Here is an 18,917-nt window from a genome sequence, read left to right as displayed (position 1 = left end):
AGGCTTTTTCTTTAACAAAATGCAAAAAAGGGCAAAACTAATGGAAAATAGTTTGCCCTTTTTCTATTATTCTTTTTCTTCTTTTTCCTCGTCTTTTTGTCTTTCTTTTTTCAAATCGAAATATGCATCCAATACACGTTCACCGATTTTTTTATTTGCCCCATTATCAACACTTCCTTGGTATGCCCATGGAACCATTACTGCCATCGCAACTTCTGGATTATCAGAAGGAGCATAGCTAATTAAGCTTAAATTCATGACTTGAGGAGGTATTTCCCCATAATCACTTCTTGATGGTCCATCATAAAACGCCTCCGCAGTACCTGTTTTTGCTGCAGGAGAATAATCTTTTCCACCTAAGTTAGAATAAGCGGTACCCTTTGGAGTTTGAGCTACCATCTCAAATCCTTGCTGAACTCGTTCAATCCATTCTGGTTTAACATCTACTGTATTTAATACCTTTGGTTTTACGGTTTCTACAACTGGTCCTAGTGTGCTATCATCTGCTACAGGTTCACGAATTTCTTTTACAATATGTGGTTCCATCCTTTTCCCGCCATTCGCGATTGTGGAAACATATTGCGCGAGCTGCATATTTGAATACGTATCATATTGCCCAATCGATAAATCTAGTAGGAAACCTGGCAATGTATCTTGTCCTTTAAACCCAACTTGTTCGTTTGGCAAATCAATTCCGGTGCGAATTCCTAATCCGTACTGCGCAAACTCGTTTCTAACTAATGAAAAGTCGCTCAGCTGTACAGATAACGGTTGACCATATACATAATTTGCACCAGCCATCTTCATTACTGTACGGAACATATAAACGTTAGAAGAGCGTTGCAATGCAGTCAGGTCATTAATTGGTCCCATTGTTGTCCAAGATTTCTTAATTGTGTTTCCGATTTTTACAGGTGTATCATTCCACACTGTTCCAGGAGAAATTGCTCCCGTTTTATACCCAGTTAATACAGTTGCACCTTTTACAACAGATCCTACGTTGTACGTGGTTGTAATATTACCAAGTGCATCATCTTGAACTTCCAATTTTCCTGTTTTTTCATTTTTTTCTAGTCGTTTTCCGGCCATGGACAGAACATCTCCTGTATTTGGATCCATTAAAACCACATAAGCCCTATCAAGCAATTTTGTTCCAGAAAATGTCTTGGCTGTTTTTAATTCTTCCTCGATTATTTTTTCTACTTCTAATTGAAGTTCCATATCAATGGAGAGAACTAGATCATTTCCTCGTTTTCCTTCTGATATGACCTCGGTACTTACGATATTGCCATTTTTATCTGTTTTATTGCGAATTTTCTCTTTTTGTCCTTTAAGAACATCTTCGTATTGGAGTTCTAAGTAACTTGTTCCTACTCGATCATTTCGGCTGTATCCTCGTGAAAGATAATAATCTAATTTCTCTGCCGGTAATCCTTTCTCTGCGGAACTAACACTCCCTAAAACAGATTTTAACGTATCACCGAATGCATACGATCTTTCCCAGTCAGTTGTTGTATCTACACCAGGTAAGGATTCTAAATTCTCGCTTACTACTGCAAACTCTTTGTCACTGACGTCTTTATTTTTCACCATTTGCGGTGTTAGTTTGTAGCCACTAATAAATTCGCGATAGATTGCTAAAACCTCTAAATCATGATTAGAAAGTGTTTTTAAATCCTCCTCCGTAATTCGATCCAGCTGCAATTGATATACTTCTGTATTATATTCGTCTTGATCTGGATACTTCTCTGCTAAAGCTTTTTTTTCTGTATCAGACACCTTCTTACTTGCCTTCTCTTCATTTTTTATGATCCAGTAATCCTTTTTTTCACGTTCTGTTACCTTTTTTGTATCTTTAATAATATACTGGGAAAGCAACTCAGCTGTTTCGAGCATTACTTCTTGCTTTGCACCTGAATTCGTATATGTAATCGCTTTTTGTGCAACATTATCCACAATTACTTTTCCAGTAGTATCATACATTTTCCCACGGGGCACAGAGGTATTTACTGTAACATCTTCTGTTTTCTCTAGCTCTCTTTTATAATCCTCTCCGTAAACAATCTGCACAAAACCTAGTCGCAGAATTAAGGCGGAGAATAATAAAAACACTAAAAAGAAAATAATATTAAGACGTACAGGTATCGTTTTTTTCTTTTTCTTTTTTCCCACCGTATAATCACACTTTCCTTGAATATTCTTTTTCTATTGTAATAGAAAACAGGAGATTATTCTATTAATAACTAATTGGAATAATATGCTAGAATCGACTAAGTTGTGCTATTTGCATTTTTCCTACTATCTTATTTATTAATATGAGAGAAAAAACGCCTATGTATCCACGTTTCTTTCATCCAAAAAACACCAAAAGGGGCTGGGACAAAACTAAATAACTAACTTTTAAAGACGAACAATCTCTAATTTAGCTCTTAAATAAAGCTACTTTCTCATGGATCTAAGTTTTTAAAACTAGTCAAGTGTAAAAACTAAGTCGTTCCATTGCGCTACGGACGCTCGCTTTCCGCGGGGAGGAAGCTGAGCCTCCTCGCATGCGCTGCGGGGTCTCAGCCTTTCCTCTATTTCCCGCAGGAGTCGAGCGTCCTCCGCTCCATTACACTTCGTTTTTTAAACCTTTTTCCAAAATAATAAACGCGAATATTTATGCGGATTAACCGCATAAATATTCGCGTTTATTATTGGTTGAAATGCTTATGTCCCAGCCTCTTTTATCGTAAGTCTATTAATCTAGTCTTTTTCTTTCTTTAATTCAAAGTATTTATCCATTACACGTTTTCCGATTGTTAAGTTCGGCGAAGGACCATTATTTGTTGTATAAACCCATGGAACCATTACTGCCATTGCTACTTCTGGATTATCGGACGGGGCATATGTTATTAAACTTACATTCATAACTTGTGGTGGTTCTTCTTGCTTATTTAATGGATCATAATAAAAAGCTTCTGCGGTCCCAGTCTTTCCAGCTGGACTATAAGAAGCACCTGCAAAGACACTTCCTGTCCCTCCTGGCTGCATTACCATTCGGAAGCCTTTTTGAATTTGCTCCATCCAACCAGGTTCCAAATCTAACTTATTTAATACCTTGGGTTGAATTTCCTGAACAATCGGTCCTAATTGCCCCTCTTCGATGGATGTCTCTCTTATTTCTTTCACTAAGTGTGGCTGAATACGATAACCACCATTTGCGATTGTTGAAATGTATTGTGCTAATTGCATATTTGTATAGGTATCATATTGTCCAATGGATAAGAACATTAAATTTGCTGGCTGATTTGGATCAATTGCTCCTTTAAAACCAGCCATTTCATTTGGCAAATCAATTCCTGTTCGCACACCTAATCCAAATTCAGAAAAAGAATTTCTTATCTTTGGGTATGCATCCAAATCAATGTTTAATGGCTGCATATAAGCATATTTTCCCTTTCCTATCATAATAGCCGTTTTAGCCATAAAAACATTGGATGATTGCTTTAAAGCAATTAAGTCATTAATATTCCCCATTGTCTTCCAGGATTTAAAAGGGTTAGAACCCTTAATTTGCATCGTTGAATCATTAATATATGTCGTACCAGGACTTAGAACCCCTTCTTTATAGCCTGTGATTACCATAGCACCTTTTACGACTGAACCCACGTTATAGGAAGTTGTAATATTCCCTAACGCAAAATCATTAACAATTTGTTTTCCTGAATCATCATCTGTTCCTAATTGTTTACCAGCCATTGTTAATATTTCCCCTGTATGAGGGTCCATTAATACAACAAATGCTCGATCTAAATACTTGGTACCAGCATAACCGTATTTCGTTTTTTTTAATTCTTCCTCAATGATTTTCTCAACTTCTAGCTGCAAATCCATATCGATGGTTAATACTAAATCATTTCCTGCAGATCCATTCGATAAAATTTCCGAGCCTACAATGTCATCTGTTTTATCTTTAATATATTTAACCTTTTTCTTTTGCCCTTTTAAAACATCTTCATATTGCTTTTCTAGATAGCTTAGTCCAACTCGATCGTTCATGCTGTATCCTTTAGCTAAATAGCTGTCTTTTTCTTCAGCTGGGACTCCTCTTTGAGACGTGCTCACATTTCCCAAGACAGTTTTTAAAGTGGAGCCAAATTCATACTCTCTATCCCAATCTCGAAGGGTGTCTACTCCAGGTAATCTTTCTAAGTTTTCACTAATAATGGCAATTTCTTTATCGGTAACCCCTTCATTTTTTACAATATGGGGAGTATAAAAATAACCGCTTTGAAACTCTCGATATATCGCTAATGTTTCCATATCTAAATCGGTTAGTTTGTTTAAATCTGTTTCAGATATGCGACTACGCAATAGCTCATCATACGCTTTTTGATATTCCTTTTTGTCGTCTTTATACTTTGACGCAAGCTGTTTCTTATCTTCTTCTGATATCTTTGTCTTTGCTTCATCTGGATTGATTAAAATCCAATAATCTTTCTTGTCTCTTTCTGAAATCTTTTTAAGATCTTTATCGTTGTCCATTTTAATAATTTTTGCTAATTCTTCAGCCGTATCCCGCATTTCTTCTGCTGTATACTTCTTCCAATTAGTATATGTAATGGCATTCTTGCCTACATTGCTTACAATACTTTTACCTGTTCTGTCATACATTTCTCCCCTTGGAACAGAAGTGCTAATTACGACATCCTCTTTCTTTTCTACTTCATTTTTATAATCGTCTCCATACACAATCTGTACAAATCCTAATCTTAAAATAAGTGCTGAAAATAATAAAAATACCATAAAGAATATAAGGTTTACTCTTAAAGGTATTGGATTTCTCTTTTTTTTCTTTTTTTCTCCCACTTTTAAAACCCCACCATTTCCTCCAAAACTTTCCTATTTTCTATTTTAAAGGAAGATTACAGAAATTTCTATATGATTACAGGATTTTTAAAGGAATTCTCTCTTTCTCATTCACCTTTTCACACGAAGAAGAAGATCTGTTAACTCTATAACAAATCTTCTTTTACATAGTTAAGCTGTCTTCCATCTGATTCTTCTAGCAAAAAAATAAATCACCGAGTGTCCACTTCCTAGGATAAACAACAAGACAGGGATTACTTTATTTGGATTGAACATGCTTACACCAATTATAAAAATGAGAACGGATAAAAGCCTTCCTAGATTGAGAAACAATTCTCTTACGACTATATATTCAATTCTCATTTCTCCTGCCTTCCATCCTTTTCCGATTACGTCAAAAGTTAAACTAGTGTAAGGAACAAGGATTAATGGATAAGCGATAGCTATAGTACTCGCATAAATCAATAATTTCGTGTAAGAAAAATCAAAAACGATAATAAACATCGAAAGGAATAGCATAATCCCTCCAACTAAAATGGACTTATTCCGATTCTCATTTTTGATTGTCCTCGAAACAATATAATAGGCAACAAATGAAATTCCCGAATTGATTAACCCAAATTTACCCAAAGCCAACTCACTGTCTGTCGCTATATAAACATAGACAGTTATCATAAACGCAAAGACGCCTTCTCGTAAGCCTTGAAAAAAATGAGCATTCGTTATAAGTTTCCAGTTATAATTATTTTTTCGCTCTTCCAAAATTCTTTTAAAATAATATTTGCCTTCTGCCGGCCTTCTTTTGAGAAAAAAACTAGAAATAACCGCTAGAAGAAAGAGTGCAAGAGACATTCCAAAAACAATCATATAACCTGTTGACTTTGTTAGCTGTGAGATAATATATCCCGCAATCATCGGTCCAATCATCCCAGCAACAGAATTTAATAGTCCTAAGAAGCCATTAAAGAAATCTCTAGTTTCAGGTTCGGTAACTTCAAATGTCAAAACATTGTACGCTAGCCAATAGAATCCGTTGCCAATACCAAGTATTGCCCCTAACACTAGGAGAAATGTAGATGCTTTGTCTCCAATTAATAGTACTGTCAAATAGAAAATGGTAAGGAAGGCAACACCAATTCGAAATACAATGACACGATCAATTTTCTTTGCCCATCTGCCAGCAAGTGTAAAGGTAAGTAATTGCAGCAAGATAATAGCAAGGTTATACAATCCTAAATCTCTAAATTCTCCTGACTGCTTCCATAAGAATACGTTAACGAAAGTATTAGAAAGTGCTACACTTAATGCGTACAATCCACCGGTGAGCAACAATATTTTTAAATCTTTTGTAAGCTCTACATCACCTAAAATTTTTCCTATTTTCATCATAGAAACTCCCCTTTGTTCTAGAGTAGTTTCTAACAAAATGAATATCGTTATGCATTATATATAAAAACTAACAATTATGAAAATAAGCTATAATTACTATCTTTTCCATAATAAGACAAAAAAACCTGTGAGCATAATGCCCACAGGTTTTGCTAACCTATTATTATTTAGCAGCTGAATAACGTTTAGCTACTTCATCCCAGTTAATTACATTAAAGAATGCACTAATGTATTCAGGACGACGGTTTTGGTAATTTAAGTAGTATGCATGCTCCCAAACGTCTAATCCTAAAACAGGTGTCTTACCTTCCATTAAAGGATTGTCTTGGTTTGGTGTGCTTGTTACCTCTAACTCACCGTTGTTCACAACTAGCCAAGCCCAACCTGAACCAAAACGAGTTGTAGCAGCTTTTGAGAATTCTTCTTTGAAGTTTTCAAAGCTACCAAATTTGCTGTCAATAGCAGCAGCTAAATCACCAGTTGGTTGACCGCCACCGTTTGGAGAAATTACTTCCCAGAATAAGGAATGGTTTGCGTGACCGCCACCATTGTTACGAACTGCAGTACGAGCAGCTTCTGGCACTGCATCAAGATTAGATACAAGTTCTTCCACTGTTTTAGAAAGTAATTCGTCATTTCCTTCTAGTGCGTTGTTTAAATTTGTTACATAAGTATTATGATGTTTCGTATGATGAATGTTCATCGTTTCTTTATCAATGTGAGGTTCTAATGCATCATAAGCGTAAGGTAATTGTGGTAATGAATAAGCCATGTCTAATTCCTCCTAATATTATATGTATTATTTTCTTCCTTATATTGTTTTGTCCTATTTCGACAATTTATATAAGAGAAGCTCTTTAACAATACATTATCAAATAAAGAACTTACTTTCAATCTATTTGCTTGAAAAGATTCCCTCTTTAAAATACCCATCTAAAATTACTTTTAAACAGGCAAATGCCTAGTTGTTTATAGGACGGATTGTTCTTGTCTCCTTATTCTTAAATTTGATGAAACCACTTTCACTTTATTAGTTAGAAAATAACAATCATAACTTTATATTTCTACTTAAAAATAAAGTTTTTAATTTCCACCATCCTCTAGTGATTAACATCACTCCAGTATTTATACTAATTTGTTTATTACCGCTTCTATTAGAACTCAACTTGAAATAAGTTCGATAAATTGTCATTTTTGTGTTTCTTCCTTACGAATCAACGTTCTAGAGTAGAATAGAATCCATACCATTCACGCAATATCCATTTTTATCCAAATTAAGATTGACAAATATTTCACAATGTTTTTTAATCAAGAAAAGAGGAACTTTTTAAGGAGTGCTTTCTTATGAATGAAGTACAACTATCATTATATAGTTTATTGATACAACATTTCTTTGAGACTGACAAAATAGAACATATAAAAAAGGGAACTTTATTATTTCAAGAAAAAGACCCTGTTCAAAAAATTTATATTTTATTAAATGGAACAATTTCTCTTGGGAGAGTCCATGAGAAAGGGAAAGAATTCGTCATTAAGATACTCCATGATGAGGAATTGCTGTTAGAATACCAATTATTTAAACATTCCCCAAAGTATTATTTTTTTGCCAAAAGTCTTACAGATTGTGATGTTCTTGCGATTAACCGCAGTGAATTTGAAGATTTAGCTTTAAAAGATCCAATGCTCCTTATTTCTGTTACTAGTTGGTTAAGCACGGGATATTTAAAAGCACATATGAAATGCCAAGATCTTATAATGAATGGAAAAAAGGGCGGCCTTTACAGCATCTTAATCAGGCTATGTCATTCATTTGGAATAAAAAATAAAGAAGGAATCTTGATTGATATTCCCATTACCCATCAAGAATTAGCGAACTTAACCTTCGGGACAAGAGAAGTTATTCAACGTATATTAAAAGATTTAAGAGAAAGAGAAGTCATTGACTACAGCAACCAGAAAATTACTGTAAAAAATCTTGCCTATTTAAAAAGAGCAGTCGATTGTCAAAACTGTCCTGTTGATATTTGCGGACTTAATTAATAATAGAAGAAAAGGTAAAAGCTTACCCTTACCTTTTCTTCCATTAATTTATATTTTCAAAAAGAAATACACAATCATTATCCCCTGAATAATACCTTTCGTAACTATACTGCTGAGAAAGCCTATTAGTGAGCCTACTCCTATTTTAAGCGCATTTTTCCAATCGGTCCTACTAACGATAAGCTCTGCTAGTACGGCTCCTAGAAATGGACCTAGTAGGATGCCAATTACAGGAATGACAAAAGGTCCAACAAGCAATCCTATTGTACTTCCCCAAATCCCAGCCTTTGTACCGCCAAACTTCTTTACACCGATCCAGTTAGATACAGAATCAGCAAAGAATAATAAGACAACAAACATCCCTTGGATAATCCAAAAAAGGACACTAAGTTCTTCAAACGAAAAGAAGACACCATATAATAGATACCCTGCTAAAATAAATAGTACACTTGGGATGATTGGATAAATCAATCCAGCAAAAGCAATAATGAATAAAATACTGATAATAATCCAATAAATAATATCCATTACATCCCCCTTTCCTTCTAATTAGTATAGGTATATCCTTTTAAAACTTTTACCATACTTTTTTATGCAAATCAAATGCTGAGACTTGTATCTATTAGCATGAAAAAGATACAATAGGAATGAAACTTTTGAAGGATGTGTCAGAATGAATATTTTTAAGCAGTTTTATCGAAGCCTCTATTCTCCAAAAGATATAGCAAGCTTCCGTTTTCAAGGCATAGGAAAAACCATTATTTATTTGTTGCTTTTGACTATTATTGCAGCTATACCTAATTTGTATTATTTAAGTAAGGGAATCAATGAAGCAATACATACGTTTAGTATAACAATGGAAGAAGAAGTACCTTCTTTTACAATAAGCGATAATACTTTAAATACCAAAAATCAAAATGAACCAACTATCATTGAAAAGCCTGATTTAACAATCATTCTAGATGCTTCTGGAACCTATGACCATACAAAAATTAGTACTTATGGAAATACTGTAGCGCTTTTAAAAAATGAATTTGTAATCGTAACAGCAGGGCAGGCGCAGAGTTTTGAATATTCCTCATTTGGAAATATCACCCTTACAAAGGAAGAGCTAATTGATTTTATTCAAACAATGGATTCTTTAGCATATGTTTTTATCATCATTTTAGTTGTAATCTATATCTTATTTATGCTAATTTATAAAGTTCTTCAAACAATCGTACTTGCTATGTTTGGAAACTTTTTCTCGAAAATTTTCGGCAGAGCATTAACATATGCACAATGCTGGAAAATCACCGTATATAGTACAACCATTCCCGTTATTTTCTTTACTATTATGGACTGTTTACAAACCATTGTTCCAAGTGGCTATCTATTAAATTGGTTCATTAGTTTATTCCTTGTTTGTTTAGCAATTAAAGAGGTCAAGCCGGAAAAACCACTACAACCATAAAGCAGTAAAAAAGCAAAAACCTTACACATTGGTTTTTGCTTTTTTACTTCTTAAGAGATTTACTTTTCTTCCATCTTTATATTTTCCTCTAGTTTTGCCACTAACATCGATAGTCTAGAACTTATCTCAGCATTAACCTTGATACTATCCTGCTGTATTTCACCTATTTTTTTCATCTCATCTGAGCTTGCGAGTGTTTGTTGACTAATGGAAGTAACATGTAGCGTGCTATACTCCATCTTAGGAAAAAATGCCTGTAGCTCATTTAATAAATGGTGATTATCTTTTAGCCCTTCACTTACTAAAGAAATTCCCTTCAATAGTTGATTAAAAGAGACAGTCGCTTTTTGCACTAAGTCATCACTTTTCGTAAAATTGTTTTGTATATCTTTTAAATCACTTGATGACTTTTGAATGATTTGATCCATATCAAGTGTAAACTTTCTTATATCCTCTGCTGATTTAGAAGACAAAACAGCTAATTTCTTCACTTCATTTGCTACCACAGCAAATCCCTTTCCCTGGATACCAGCTCGAGCTGCTTCAAGTGTAGCATTTAAAGCTAATAGCTTGGTTTGTTCTGCAAGTTCTTTAATATCTTCGACAACCTTTTTTATTGATAAAGCATGGTTATTAAGTAAATCATTATTACGATAAATTACGGTTACTTTATCTTGTAGCATATGTTGACTTGCAAATAAATTATTTATATTCTCTTCGCCTAGTATGGCAGAATCATTCATTTCGTCTGTATGTTCCTTAATTTTTTGACTACTTTGGTCGATTTGATCGCTTAAGCCTTTCATTTCTTGGAAAACGGTTATATTATGCTCTGAACTAATTGCCGTTTGCTCAGCGCCATTTTTCACCGTAACAATCATTTCCGAAAGCGCCTCTCCACTTTCTATCATTTGCATTGCCTCTGTTTGTAAAATATCATTTGTTTTGGATAAATGATCACTAGTTGCATTCATTTCCGATAGTACAAGCTTTAATCTTTGTATTAATAAATTATAGCTGTTAATTAACGAGTTGATTTCAGGAATCCCAGTTTTAATGGTAGAAACCTCTTCTAAATGACCATTCCTTGCTATTCGCATAATTTCTCGTAACGTTAGTAATGGGCTTACCATTGTTTTGACAAAATATCGAATAACGACAGCAATAATCAGTATACTTAATACCGAAAAAAGCAACAAACTATTTTTTAATTGATTGACATTATGTAAATATTCAGATTGGGGAATTACTAACAAATAAATCCCTCTTAGTTCTTGAATTTGTTGAAAGGCAACGGTATACGTTTCTCCATTCCATTTTGTATCCAATACGCCTGATTCTAATTCCTCTAGTTTCTGAATAAAAGAATCATCCAACTTAAATCGGGAGTTTTGACTCACTTTAAATGGTTTTACTTCCTTTTCCGATAGCAAAAAGAAAGAAGCGTTTAACCCTTCTTTGGCAAAGCTAGCATCTTGATCTCTTATTATTTGTTCCATTTTCGTTTGAAACTTCTCTTCCTGACCTACGTACATTAGCATTGTATTTTGAGCCATAACGTAAATAGTGCTTGTTTCTTTCTCTAGTCTCTCCTTCATCATTTTAACTGTCATTTTTGTAGAGCTATTAATGGAGATAAACGTTAACATCAAAATCGTAATAATAAATAATGGCAAAACAAACAGAAATAACCGATTTTGTATAGAAAGCCTTTCCTTTATCCTTTGCTTCTTTATGACTTTTGTCATTTGCTCGCCCCCTATGACTATTTTCACAGAAATTTATTAAGGGCATGTAAAGATAAAGTAATTTAATTTTTAAATTCAGGACTTTTTTCCCTATCCCCCTTTGCCTGAATACTTTTTTCGTTCTAATTCATAGTGGACAAGCATATAGTTTGTCTATAAATTAGTTTAGGGGGATGTAGGATGAAAAGGTTTTTTATTACCTTTGTAATTTTCGTGACAATATATGTTATTTATATCGATTTAAATGAAGGTACGCTTTCCTCTACTCAAAAACAAGAACCCTCAATAGAAGTCCAGGCATCCCCAGAAGAAGCGCCATTATTTTTTGAACAACAAGTCCAATCTGGTGATACCGTTCTTTCTATTGTAGAAGAATATTCTACTGGCGCCTTATCGGTTAGCTTGGAGACTGTTGTAAATGACTTTCAAAAACTAAATGGTGGTTTAAAACCTGAAGATATTCAAATCGGAAAATCATATTCTTTTCCGATATATAAATAATAAACTTTAGCTTCCGCAGAAATGATAATGGTGGAAGTTTTTATTGTTTTTCTCACCTAATGAAACTTTTTCCCCGTCAAATTAGGGATTCCCATTAAAAATGCAAAGTGATTTTTAGCAAGATTCTTGTCAATATGAATGTTTCATTGATACAATAGGTAAGGTTACAAAGAAATAAATAAAAAGCTAAATTATTTTGGCTTGTCCAATATAAAAGGAGCGAATCACCATTGAGTGAAATTATTCATCGTACAAAAACCCGACCAATTAAAGTCGGTAACTTAACCATTGGGGGAAGTAATGAATTATTTATTCAAAGCATGACCACTACCAAAACCCATGATGTTGAAGCAACAGTTGCCCAAATTAAACGCTTAGAAGAAGCTGGCTGTCAGGTTGTTCGTGTTGCATGTCCAGATGAACGTGCTGCAAATGCCATTAGCGAGATTAAAAAACAAATAAACATACCATTAGTAGTAGATATCCATTTCGATTACCGTTTAGCATTAAAAGCAATTGAAGGTGGAGCAGATAAAATCCGAATCAACCCAGGGAATATTGGGAAAAGAGAAAAAGTTGAAGCGGTTGTAAAAGCTGCAAAAGCAAAAGGGATTCCGATACGTATTGGTGTTAACGCTGGTTCTTTAGAGAAAAAGATTCTAGAGAAATACGGTTATCCAACTGCAGATGGAATGGTCGAGAGTGCCTTGCACCATATCAAAATATTAGAAGACCTTGATTTTCATGATATCATTGTATCCATGAAAGCTTCTGATGTTAACTTAGCAATTGAAGCATATGAAAAAGCAGCAAAAGCATTTGACTATCCTTTACATCTAGGCATCACTGAATCCGGTACGTTATTTGCGGGAACAGTAAAAAGCGCTGCTGGTCTAGGTGCTATTTTAAGTAAAGGCATCGGAAATACTTTACGTATATCCTTAAGTGCAGATCCCGTTGAGGAGATAAAAGTTGCTCGAGAATTGTTGAAGTCATTTGGTCTTTCTTCCAATGCTGCAACATTAATTTCCTGTCCCACTTGTGGCAGAATTGAAATCGACTTGATTAGTATTGCCAACGAAGTGGAAGACTACATCTCTACGATTAAAGCACCAATTAAGGTTGCAGTTCTAGGCTGTGCAGTTAATGGACCAGGAGAAGCAAGAGAAGCGGACATTGGTATTGCTGGTGCCCGTGGCGAAGGCCTACTATTCCGTAAAGGAAAAATTGTCCGCAAGGTACCAGAGGACATAATGGTAGAGGAACTTAAGAAAGAAATCGATGCAATAGCTGAAGAGTATTTTGCGAAAAAAGCAGCTGAAGAAGCTGAAAATAAAGATACAATTAATATTCAATAAAAAAGGAAGGAAAATCTAACCTCGTGATAGAGGTTAGATTTTTTTAATTCCCCATTTTTAAGTTAAAAGAACGGGGCAATAAAAATTCCAATGATAATGGAGATGGCACCAAGAGAGATAGCCCAAGTTCCAAGTGCTGATGCTCCCTTTTTTCTTGCGATGAATCCTAATACTATCCCAACAATCCCTAATATAATAGGCATTACAAATAAGGACAGGATTGATATGACTAAAGCTGTAATACCAATTCCTTTTCCACCTACTATATTCCTGTCTCGCTCAACATCGGAGGTCACTGGACGTGTATCATTAAAAGTCATTGGAGGTGTTATCTCTGCTGATGTTTCTTCCAAATAATCAACAGGTGATCCAGTTCGCTCTCTATCTTGAAAATCGTGACTGTATCCTTCATTGCTGTTTTGATCTGCCATGATGATCCCTCGCTTTCTTTAATAGGAGCATTTATTATCATCACCAAATTCTGTGTCCCTATGTCTGTAAATGATTTACATAACTTTTTAGTTCTTCCCTTTTCCTTGTCGAGTTTATTTGTTAAGCTAGATAAGAACAACTTTGAATAAAGGAGCATAAAATGAAAAAAATGCGTTTTGGAATCGATATTGATGGGACAGTAACTAGCCCTGCTACGTTTGTTCCCTTTTTAAATGAAAGCTTTCAATTGAATATTACATTAGAGGATGTTGTTCAATATGAATTTTATCCTTTAGTCAATGTTACTAACGAAGAATTTGACAAGTGGTTTTTGGAAAATGAGGCAAGAATTTACTCGTCCTCTCCCCTAGCTGAAGGCGCAAGTGTAGTATTACAAAAATGGGCAAAGCAACATGAACTCATATTTATTAGCGCAAGAGGAGAAGGCATGCTTGAACTAACAAAACAATGGTTTGAAAATAATGGGATTAGCTTTGATCATATTGAATTAATTGGTTCTCATCATAAAATTGCGGCTGCCAAAAGAAATATGGTGGATATTTTCTTTGAAGATAAGCATGATAATGCCGTAATGCTTCATGAAGAATTAGGAATCCCAGTTATACTCTTTGATACACCTTATAATAGGAAACCAATTCCTGAAGGGGTTAAACGGGTAACTACGTGGAATGAAGCGTATGAGTGGGTGGAAGAATGGGTTAAAACTCAAGTGAATCAATAAACTCCTTTACCCCTACATAACATTTATAAAGACTTTTTATGAATTATTGTTAAAAAAATTAAAGTTAATATATCCTGCTTCCTTTTACAAAAACAACCTATTAAGAAAAAACGAAGCGATATCAGAATAGATATGCTTCGTTTTTTTAATTTTGACATTCAGGACATTTTCCATAAATTTCAAACTTATGACCAGAAACATCGTAGCCTTTTAAACTTTCAGTAAGTTCTTCCATTGGACATGTAATAATTTCTTTCGTTTTCCCACAATCCAAGCAAATGAAATGATGGTGGTGGTGATGGTGAGAACAAGTAAAGCGAAAATGTTTTTCTCCATTTAATTCTGTCATTTCAAAAATGTCCAATTCTTCGAATAATGATAAGTTTCGGTATATCGTGTCAAAACTCAAACCTGGATAATCATCCTTTAATGACTCTAATACATCTTTAGCGGTTAAATATTTATTTTCATTAGAAAATAATGCTAAGATATCTTCTCTCTTGTCTGTATGTTTATATCCTTTTTCCTTTAGGATATCAAGTGCAGTTTGCACATTCATTTTCTCCACCTCATTTCTCCCTATCCATTTTTATCAAATAAAACGAACATTCTATAGTAATCATTACGATTTATATAACATTTAATAGTATCAAAATCAGTATACAAGAACGAATGATTGTTGTAAAGATATCACTTTCTGTATACTAAATGAGAGAAATCAAAAAAAATTAGCACATTTTTGTCTTTCCCTTCATATGTTAGAATGGGGAGTGATGACATGAAAATTTTTGAAAACATAATCAATCATAAAATTAACAACATAACCTCTACTGAACTAATGAAATACAGTAAACAGTTCAAAATTAAAATCACAAACGAAGAAGCCGTAAAGCTTGCTAATCATCTTAATGGCCGAAAAATCAATATTTTCAAGCCTAATGAACGTGCACAATTAATCAGAGAGGTCGCTAAATTAACAAGTCCTGCTACAGCAAAGGAACTAAACGAGTTATTTAACTTATTTGCAGAGCAGTAATCTACCATACTTAAGCTTCACAAAGAAATAAAAAACGCTCCGGAAGAGCGTTTTTTTTAACTTTGTAAAATTTCTTCCAATAGATTTGCATTAAATGCCTTATTTTTAATCATTTCGATTTCATGCTTATAAGGTGCTTTCTTATTCGTTTTATCTATCCCAACATATGGTGTTTCCAATATTTTCGGAACATTTTCTAGCTCGGGATGATGAACTATTTTCACCAATGCATCAAAACCGATTTGCCCATAACCGATATTTTCATGTCTATCTTTTCGAGCTCCAAGAATATTTTTACTATCATTTATATGCAATACCTTTAATTTATCAATTCCCACGATACGATCGAATTCTTCTAATACTCCATCAAAATCTTCTACAATATTGTATCCAGCATCATGTGTATGACATGTATCAAAGCATACCGATAATTTATCATTATGGGTAACACCTTCCATAATCATTGCTAATTCTTCAAAGGTACGACCACATTCAGATCCTTTTCCAGCCATTGTTTCTAGCGCTATTTGCAAGTTTTCGTTCCCAGTAAGCACTTCATTTAAGCCCTCGATAATCTTTTTTATACCAACTTCAGCACCTGCTCCTACATGTGCGCCTGGATGTAAAACAATTTGTTTGGCTCCTAGTGCTTCTGTTCTTTCTATTTCACTACGTAAGAAGTTAACGCCCAATTCAAAAGTAGCTGGGTTCGTAGTATTGGCAATATTAATAATATATGGTGCATGCACGATAATATCTTCTATGCCATTTTGCTCCATATGAAGCTGGCCAGCTGCTATATTTAAGTCTTCTATTTTCTTTCTTCTTGTATTTTGGGGTGCACCAGTATAAATCATAAAAGTATTAGCACCATAGGAGACTGCTTCTTCACTAGCTCCAAGTAACATCTTTTTCCCGCTCATTGATACATGTGAACCAATTTTCAACAATTCAAACACTCCTCTATTCCCCTATTTTTTTCTACTCTTAATTCTCTTTTCTCTCTTTTTAATTGTTTCTACTTGTTGTTGCATTTTTTTCTTATAGCCAGGTTTCACCTTTTTCGGCTTTTTAACAAGAGACTTAGCCTTTACATCAATTTCATCCACTTGCTTCTTGCGGTTTTTGCGGCGATTACGATCATCTAATTCTACCCATTCGCCTTTTTTAAGATCCATATGCTTAAATTCTACGCCTAGTTTTTCCAATTGATTTAACTTATCTTCGTCTGATGTCTCATATATTGTTAAGGCAATACCGGAATAACCTGCTCTTGCAGTTCTTCCAACACGATGCACATAAAAATCTAAATCTGTTGGTAACTCATAATTAATAACATGACTGATCCCTTTAATATCAATTCCTCTTGCTGCTAAATCAGTAGCTATAATGTATTGGAATTCTAGATCTAGGATTTGTTTCATTACTTTTTTACGCTCACGAGGTGTCAAACCACCATGTATTCTTGCAACTTTAAGACCTTTGTTTGATAAGCCATTTGCAACTTCATCACACATTTGCTTTGTATTTGTAAATACAATCGCAAGATAAGGATTAAAGCTTACTAACGCTTCATATACTGTTGTAATTTTATCACGATGTCTGGAAGGAATTAGCACATGTTCTATGTTTGCGGCCGTTAATTGCTTTGGTTCGATATGAACATATGTTGGATTTTCTAAATATTTCTTTAAAAATGGCTTTAATTTCTCAGGGATTGTCGCAGAGAATACAAACATGCTTAAATCCTTTGGCATTTTTGACGCAATTTGATCAACATCTTCAATAAAGCCCATATCTAGCATAAGATCTGCTTCATCAACGATTAGAATTTTTGCAGTATGCACAAATAATGCTTGTTCTTTAACAAGATCATTAATTCTTCCAGGCGTACCTACAACAATTTGTGGCTGTGTTTTAAGCTTTTCAATCGAACGCTGTTTATCCGTACCTCCAATAAATAGGCGAGTTGTTATTGGTTGTTCGGAATGCTTAATTATTTTCAAAATTTCTTGATTAATTTGATTCGCTAATTCTCTAGTAGGTGCTGTAATAACAGCTTGTACTGCTTGTTTTTCAGCAACTATTCTTTGAACAATCGGTAAAACGTATGAATGCGTTTTACCTGTTCCAGTTTGCGATTGCCCAATTGCACTTTCCCCTTTTAAAACAAGAGGAATTACTTTCTGTTGAATTTCTGTCGGTTCGTAAAAACCTAATTCGTCAATTGCATCTATAATAAATGGTTTAAACTCGTATTGTTTAAATTGATTATTACTCATATAAAAAACTCCTTAATAGCCAGATAAATGAGTGTGCGCAGATTTGGCATTTATCTATAGCTCTTTTGTCCATCATTTTATTATAATAAAAATTTACCTAAAAGGCTATAATGTGTGCCCTTTTTATTTTTTCCAATACCATAAATCAAATATATTTTTTATCCCTAATCCTAGCATTTTACATTACATATGACACTATCCATTATTTCTTCGTAAAACCTAAACATCTTGTAAGTCTTTGCATATTCTATAAAGTAGTATAAGTGAAAGGAGGCGTTTTATATGATGCCACCAAGACCACGTGGCCCATTCCAAGGACCACCAATGGGCGGAAGAATGCCAGGAATGAGAGGACCAACTAGCTTCCCTGGAGGAGCAATGGGCCGAGCTGGAGTACCTAGCAGAGGAAGTGGCGGCGGTTTACTATCCAAACTTTTTGGAGGCGGTAATAATGCTGCAGGAGCTGCTACGAATGCAGGAGCTAGAAGTGCTGCATCTGGAGGAGGCGGGTTGCTAAAAACATTGACTAATCCTTCTTCTATTAATGGATTTTTAGCAAATTCTCAAAAATTCCTTAATACAGCAAGCCAAATTGGGCCTATGGTGAACCAATATGGACCAATGGTTAAAAATATCCCAGCTATTTGGAAAATGTACAGAGGATTAACGAGCTCCAGCAAAGAACCAGAGGAAGTAAACGTTGCAGATCCAGCAACAGAGAAAAGAAAAAGCGAAGATACAAAGAAAACAGTTAAAAAGCGACAAACTAAAAAAGTCGATGATGTTATCGATGATTTTGAAACGGAATCAGTATCCGAAAAACCTACAGGTGCTCCAAAACCAAAATTATATATATAAATCCCCAGACCTAACAGGCAATACCCACAAAACGGTTCATTCCAAATTGGCTATTGCTTTATTTGGTCTTTTTTTATCGTCTTTTATGAATCTTCCTTTTTCCAGACAGTTATACTTGGTACTGTCAATATTTTTGTGTAAATGACTTTTCAACTTCTCAAGGTAGATGATCACCTTCGTATTCAAATAGATTTGTTCGAAGTGTTGATTTGGGTGTCTAGGAAAGG

18 protein-coding genes are annotated in these 18,917 nt (G+C 34.4%); 7 read left to right on the top strand and 11 right to left on the bottom strand.

The genetic code is table 11. The features are described from left to right. Positions 1-66: 66 nt before the first annotated feature. From ACTQ5K_RS04200 to ACTQ5K_RS04185, 4 genes are all read right to left on the bottom strand, one after another. Positions 67-2,172 carry a peptidoglycan D,D-transpeptidase FtsI family protein gene (locus ACTQ5K_RS04200; RefSeq protein ID WP_441130525.1) on the bottom strand — a complete coding sequence of 702 codons (2,106 nt, stop codon included), beginning with the start codon at positions 2,170-2,172 and terminating at the stop codon, positions 67-69. A gap of 573 nt (positions 2,173-2,745) precedes the next feature. Next, a complete protein-coding gene (locus ACTQ5K_RS04195) occupies positions 2,746-4,851 on the bottom strand; it encodes a peptidoglycan D,D-transpeptidase FtsI family protein (protein ID WP_441993754.1) in 2,106 nt (701 codons plus the stop codon). A 171-nt stretch (positions 4,852-5,022) separates the two neighbouring features. After that, positions 5,023-6,240: an MFS transporter gene (locus ACTQ5K_RS04190; protein ID WP_031535383.1), complete on the bottom strand. Its 1,218-nt coding sequence runs from the start codon at positions 6,238-6,240 to the stop codon at positions 5,023-5,025. Between the two features lie 163 nt (positions 6,241-6,403). Continuing rightward, positions 6,404-7,012, bottom strand: coding sequence for a superoxide dismutase (locus ACTQ5K_RS04185; RefSeq protein WP_251627522.1), 609 nt, complete (start codon positions 7,010-7,012; stop codon positions 6,404-6,406). 572 nt (positions 7,013-7,584) lie between these two features. Here ACTQ5K_RS04185 and ACTQ5K_RS04180 point away from each other — a divergent pair. After that, positions 7,585-8,280: a Crp/Fnr family transcriptional regulator gene (locus ACTQ5K_RS04180; protein ID WP_251627520.1), complete on the top strand. Its 696-nt coding sequence runs from the start codon at positions 7,585-7,587 to the stop codon at positions 8,278-8,280. A 48-nt stretch (positions 8,281-8,328) separates the two neighbouring features. Here ACTQ5K_RS04180 and ACTQ5K_RS04175 read toward each other — a convergent pair whose 3' ends face one another. Then, positions 8,329-8,808, bottom strand: a complete 480-nt coding sequence (locus ACTQ5K_RS04175; RefSeq protein ID WP_251627518.1) for a DUF456 domain-containing protein — start codon at positions 8,806-8,808, stop codon at positions 8,329-8,331. Positions 8,809-8,953: 145 nt separating this feature from the next. Here ACTQ5K_RS04175 and ACTQ5K_RS04170 point away from each other — a divergent pair, with 145 nt between their 5' ends. Beyond that, a complete protein-coding gene (locus ACTQ5K_RS04170) occupies positions 8,954-9,733 on the top strand; it encodes a DUF1189 domain-containing protein (RefSeq protein ID WP_251627516.1) in 780 nt (259 codons plus the stop codon). A gap of 59 nt (positions 9,734-9,792) precedes the next feature. Here ACTQ5K_RS04170 and ACTQ5K_RS04165 read toward each other — a convergent pair whose 3' ends face one another. Further along, complete coding sequence (locus tag ACTQ5K_RS04165; RefSeq protein WP_251627514.1) at positions 9,793-11,481, bottom strand: methyl-accepting chemotaxis protein; 1,689 nt, start codon at positions 11,479-11,481, stop codon at positions 9,793-9,795. Positions 11,482-11,661: 180 nt separating this feature from the next. Between ACTQ5K_RS04165 and ACTQ5K_RS04160 the strand changes: the two genes are divergently transcribed. Both ACTQ5K_RS04160 and ispG read left to right on the top strand, forming a co-directional pair. Further along, complete coding sequence (locus ACTQ5K_RS04160; RefSeq protein ID WP_031535394.1) at positions 11,662-11,982, top strand: LysM peptidoglycan-binding domain-containing protein; 321 nt, start codon at positions 11,662-11,664, stop codon at positions 11,980-11,982. A 239-nt stretch (positions 11,983-12,221) separates the two neighbouring features. Beyond that, positions 12,222-13,340, top strand: a complete 1,119-nt coding sequence (gene ispG, locus ACTQ5K_RS04155; protein ID WP_192840925.1) for a flavodoxin-dependent (E)-4-hydroxy-3-methylbut-2-enyl-diphosphate synthase — start codon at positions 12,222-12,224, stop codon at positions 13,338-13,340. 62 nt (positions 13,341-13,402) lie between these two features. Here ispG and ACTQ5K_RS04150 read toward each other — a convergent pair whose 3' ends face one another. Beyond that, on the bottom strand, positions 13,403-13,771 hold the full coding sequence (locus ACTQ5K_RS04150) for a DUF4190 domain-containing protein (RefSeq protein WP_251627512.1): 369 nt from the start codon (positions 13,769-13,771) through the stop codon (positions 13,403-13,405). A gap of 161 nt (positions 13,772-13,932) precedes the next feature. Between ACTQ5K_RS04150 and ACTQ5K_RS04145 the strand changes: the two genes are divergently transcribed. Further along, positions 13,933-14,514, top strand: a complete 582-nt coding sequence (locus ACTQ5K_RS04145) for a 5' nucleotidase, NT5C type (protein ID WP_251627510.1) — start codon at positions 13,933-13,935, stop codon at positions 14,512-14,514. Positions 14,515-14,659: 145 nt separating this feature from the next. Here ACTQ5K_RS04145 and ACTQ5K_RS04140 read toward each other — a convergent pair whose 3' ends face one another. Next, positions 14,660-15,073 carry a Fur family transcriptional regulator gene (locus ACTQ5K_RS04140; RefSeq protein WP_441130516.1) on the bottom strand — a complete coding sequence of 138 codons (414 nt, stop codon included), beginning with the start codon at positions 15,071-15,073 and terminating at the stop codon, positions 14,660-14,662. Between the two features lie 219 nt (positions 15,074-15,292). Here ACTQ5K_RS04140 and ACTQ5K_RS04135 point away from each other — a divergent pair, with 219 nt between their 5' ends. Further along, a complete protein-coding gene (locus ACTQ5K_RS04135; RefSeq protein ID WP_031535405.1) occupies positions 15,293-15,550 on the top strand; it encodes a DUF2624 family protein in 258 nt (85 codons plus the stop codon). 56 nt (positions 15,551-15,606) lie between these two features. On the opposite strand, the gene ACTQ5K_RS04130 is transcribed toward ACTQ5K_RS04135, so the two are convergent. After that, positions 15,607-16,500 (bottom strand): deoxyribonuclease IV, encoded by an 894-nt coding sequence (locus tag ACTQ5K_RS04130; protein ID WP_031535407.1) that lies wholly within the window; start codon positions 16,498-16,500, stop codon positions 15,607-15,609. Positions 16,501-16,521: 21 nt separating this feature from the next. Continuing rightward, positions 16,522-17,832, bottom strand: a complete 1,311-nt coding sequence (locus ACTQ5K_RS04125; protein WP_441993753.1) for a DEAD/DEAH box helicase — start codon at positions 17,830-17,832, stop codon at positions 16,522-16,524. Positions 17,833-18,114: 282 nt separating this feature from the next. On the opposite strand from ACTQ5K_RS04125, the gene ACTQ5K_RS04120 reads away from it, so the two are divergent. Then, entirely contained in the window at positions 18,115-18,690 is a 576-nt protein-coding gene (locus tag ACTQ5K_RS04120; protein ID WP_251627508.1) for a YqfQ family protein, read from the top strand. Positions 18,691-18,726: 36 nt separating this feature from the next. On the opposite strand, the gene ACTQ5K_RS04115 is transcribed toward ACTQ5K_RS04120, so the two are convergent. Next, a partial coding sequence (locus ACTQ5K_RS04115) for a hypothetical protein (protein ID WP_441993752.1) occupies positions 18,727-18,917 on the bottom strand: 191 nt, incomplete at its 5' end.

It is taken from the genome of Niallia sp. Sow4_A1, assembly GCF_052116745.1.
In the GTDB taxonomy this organism is placed as follows: Bacteria; Bacillota; Bacilli; order Bacillales; family Cytobacillaceae; genus Niallia; species Niallia hominis.
This window is presented reverse-complemented; position numbering and strand designations above follow the sequence as displayed.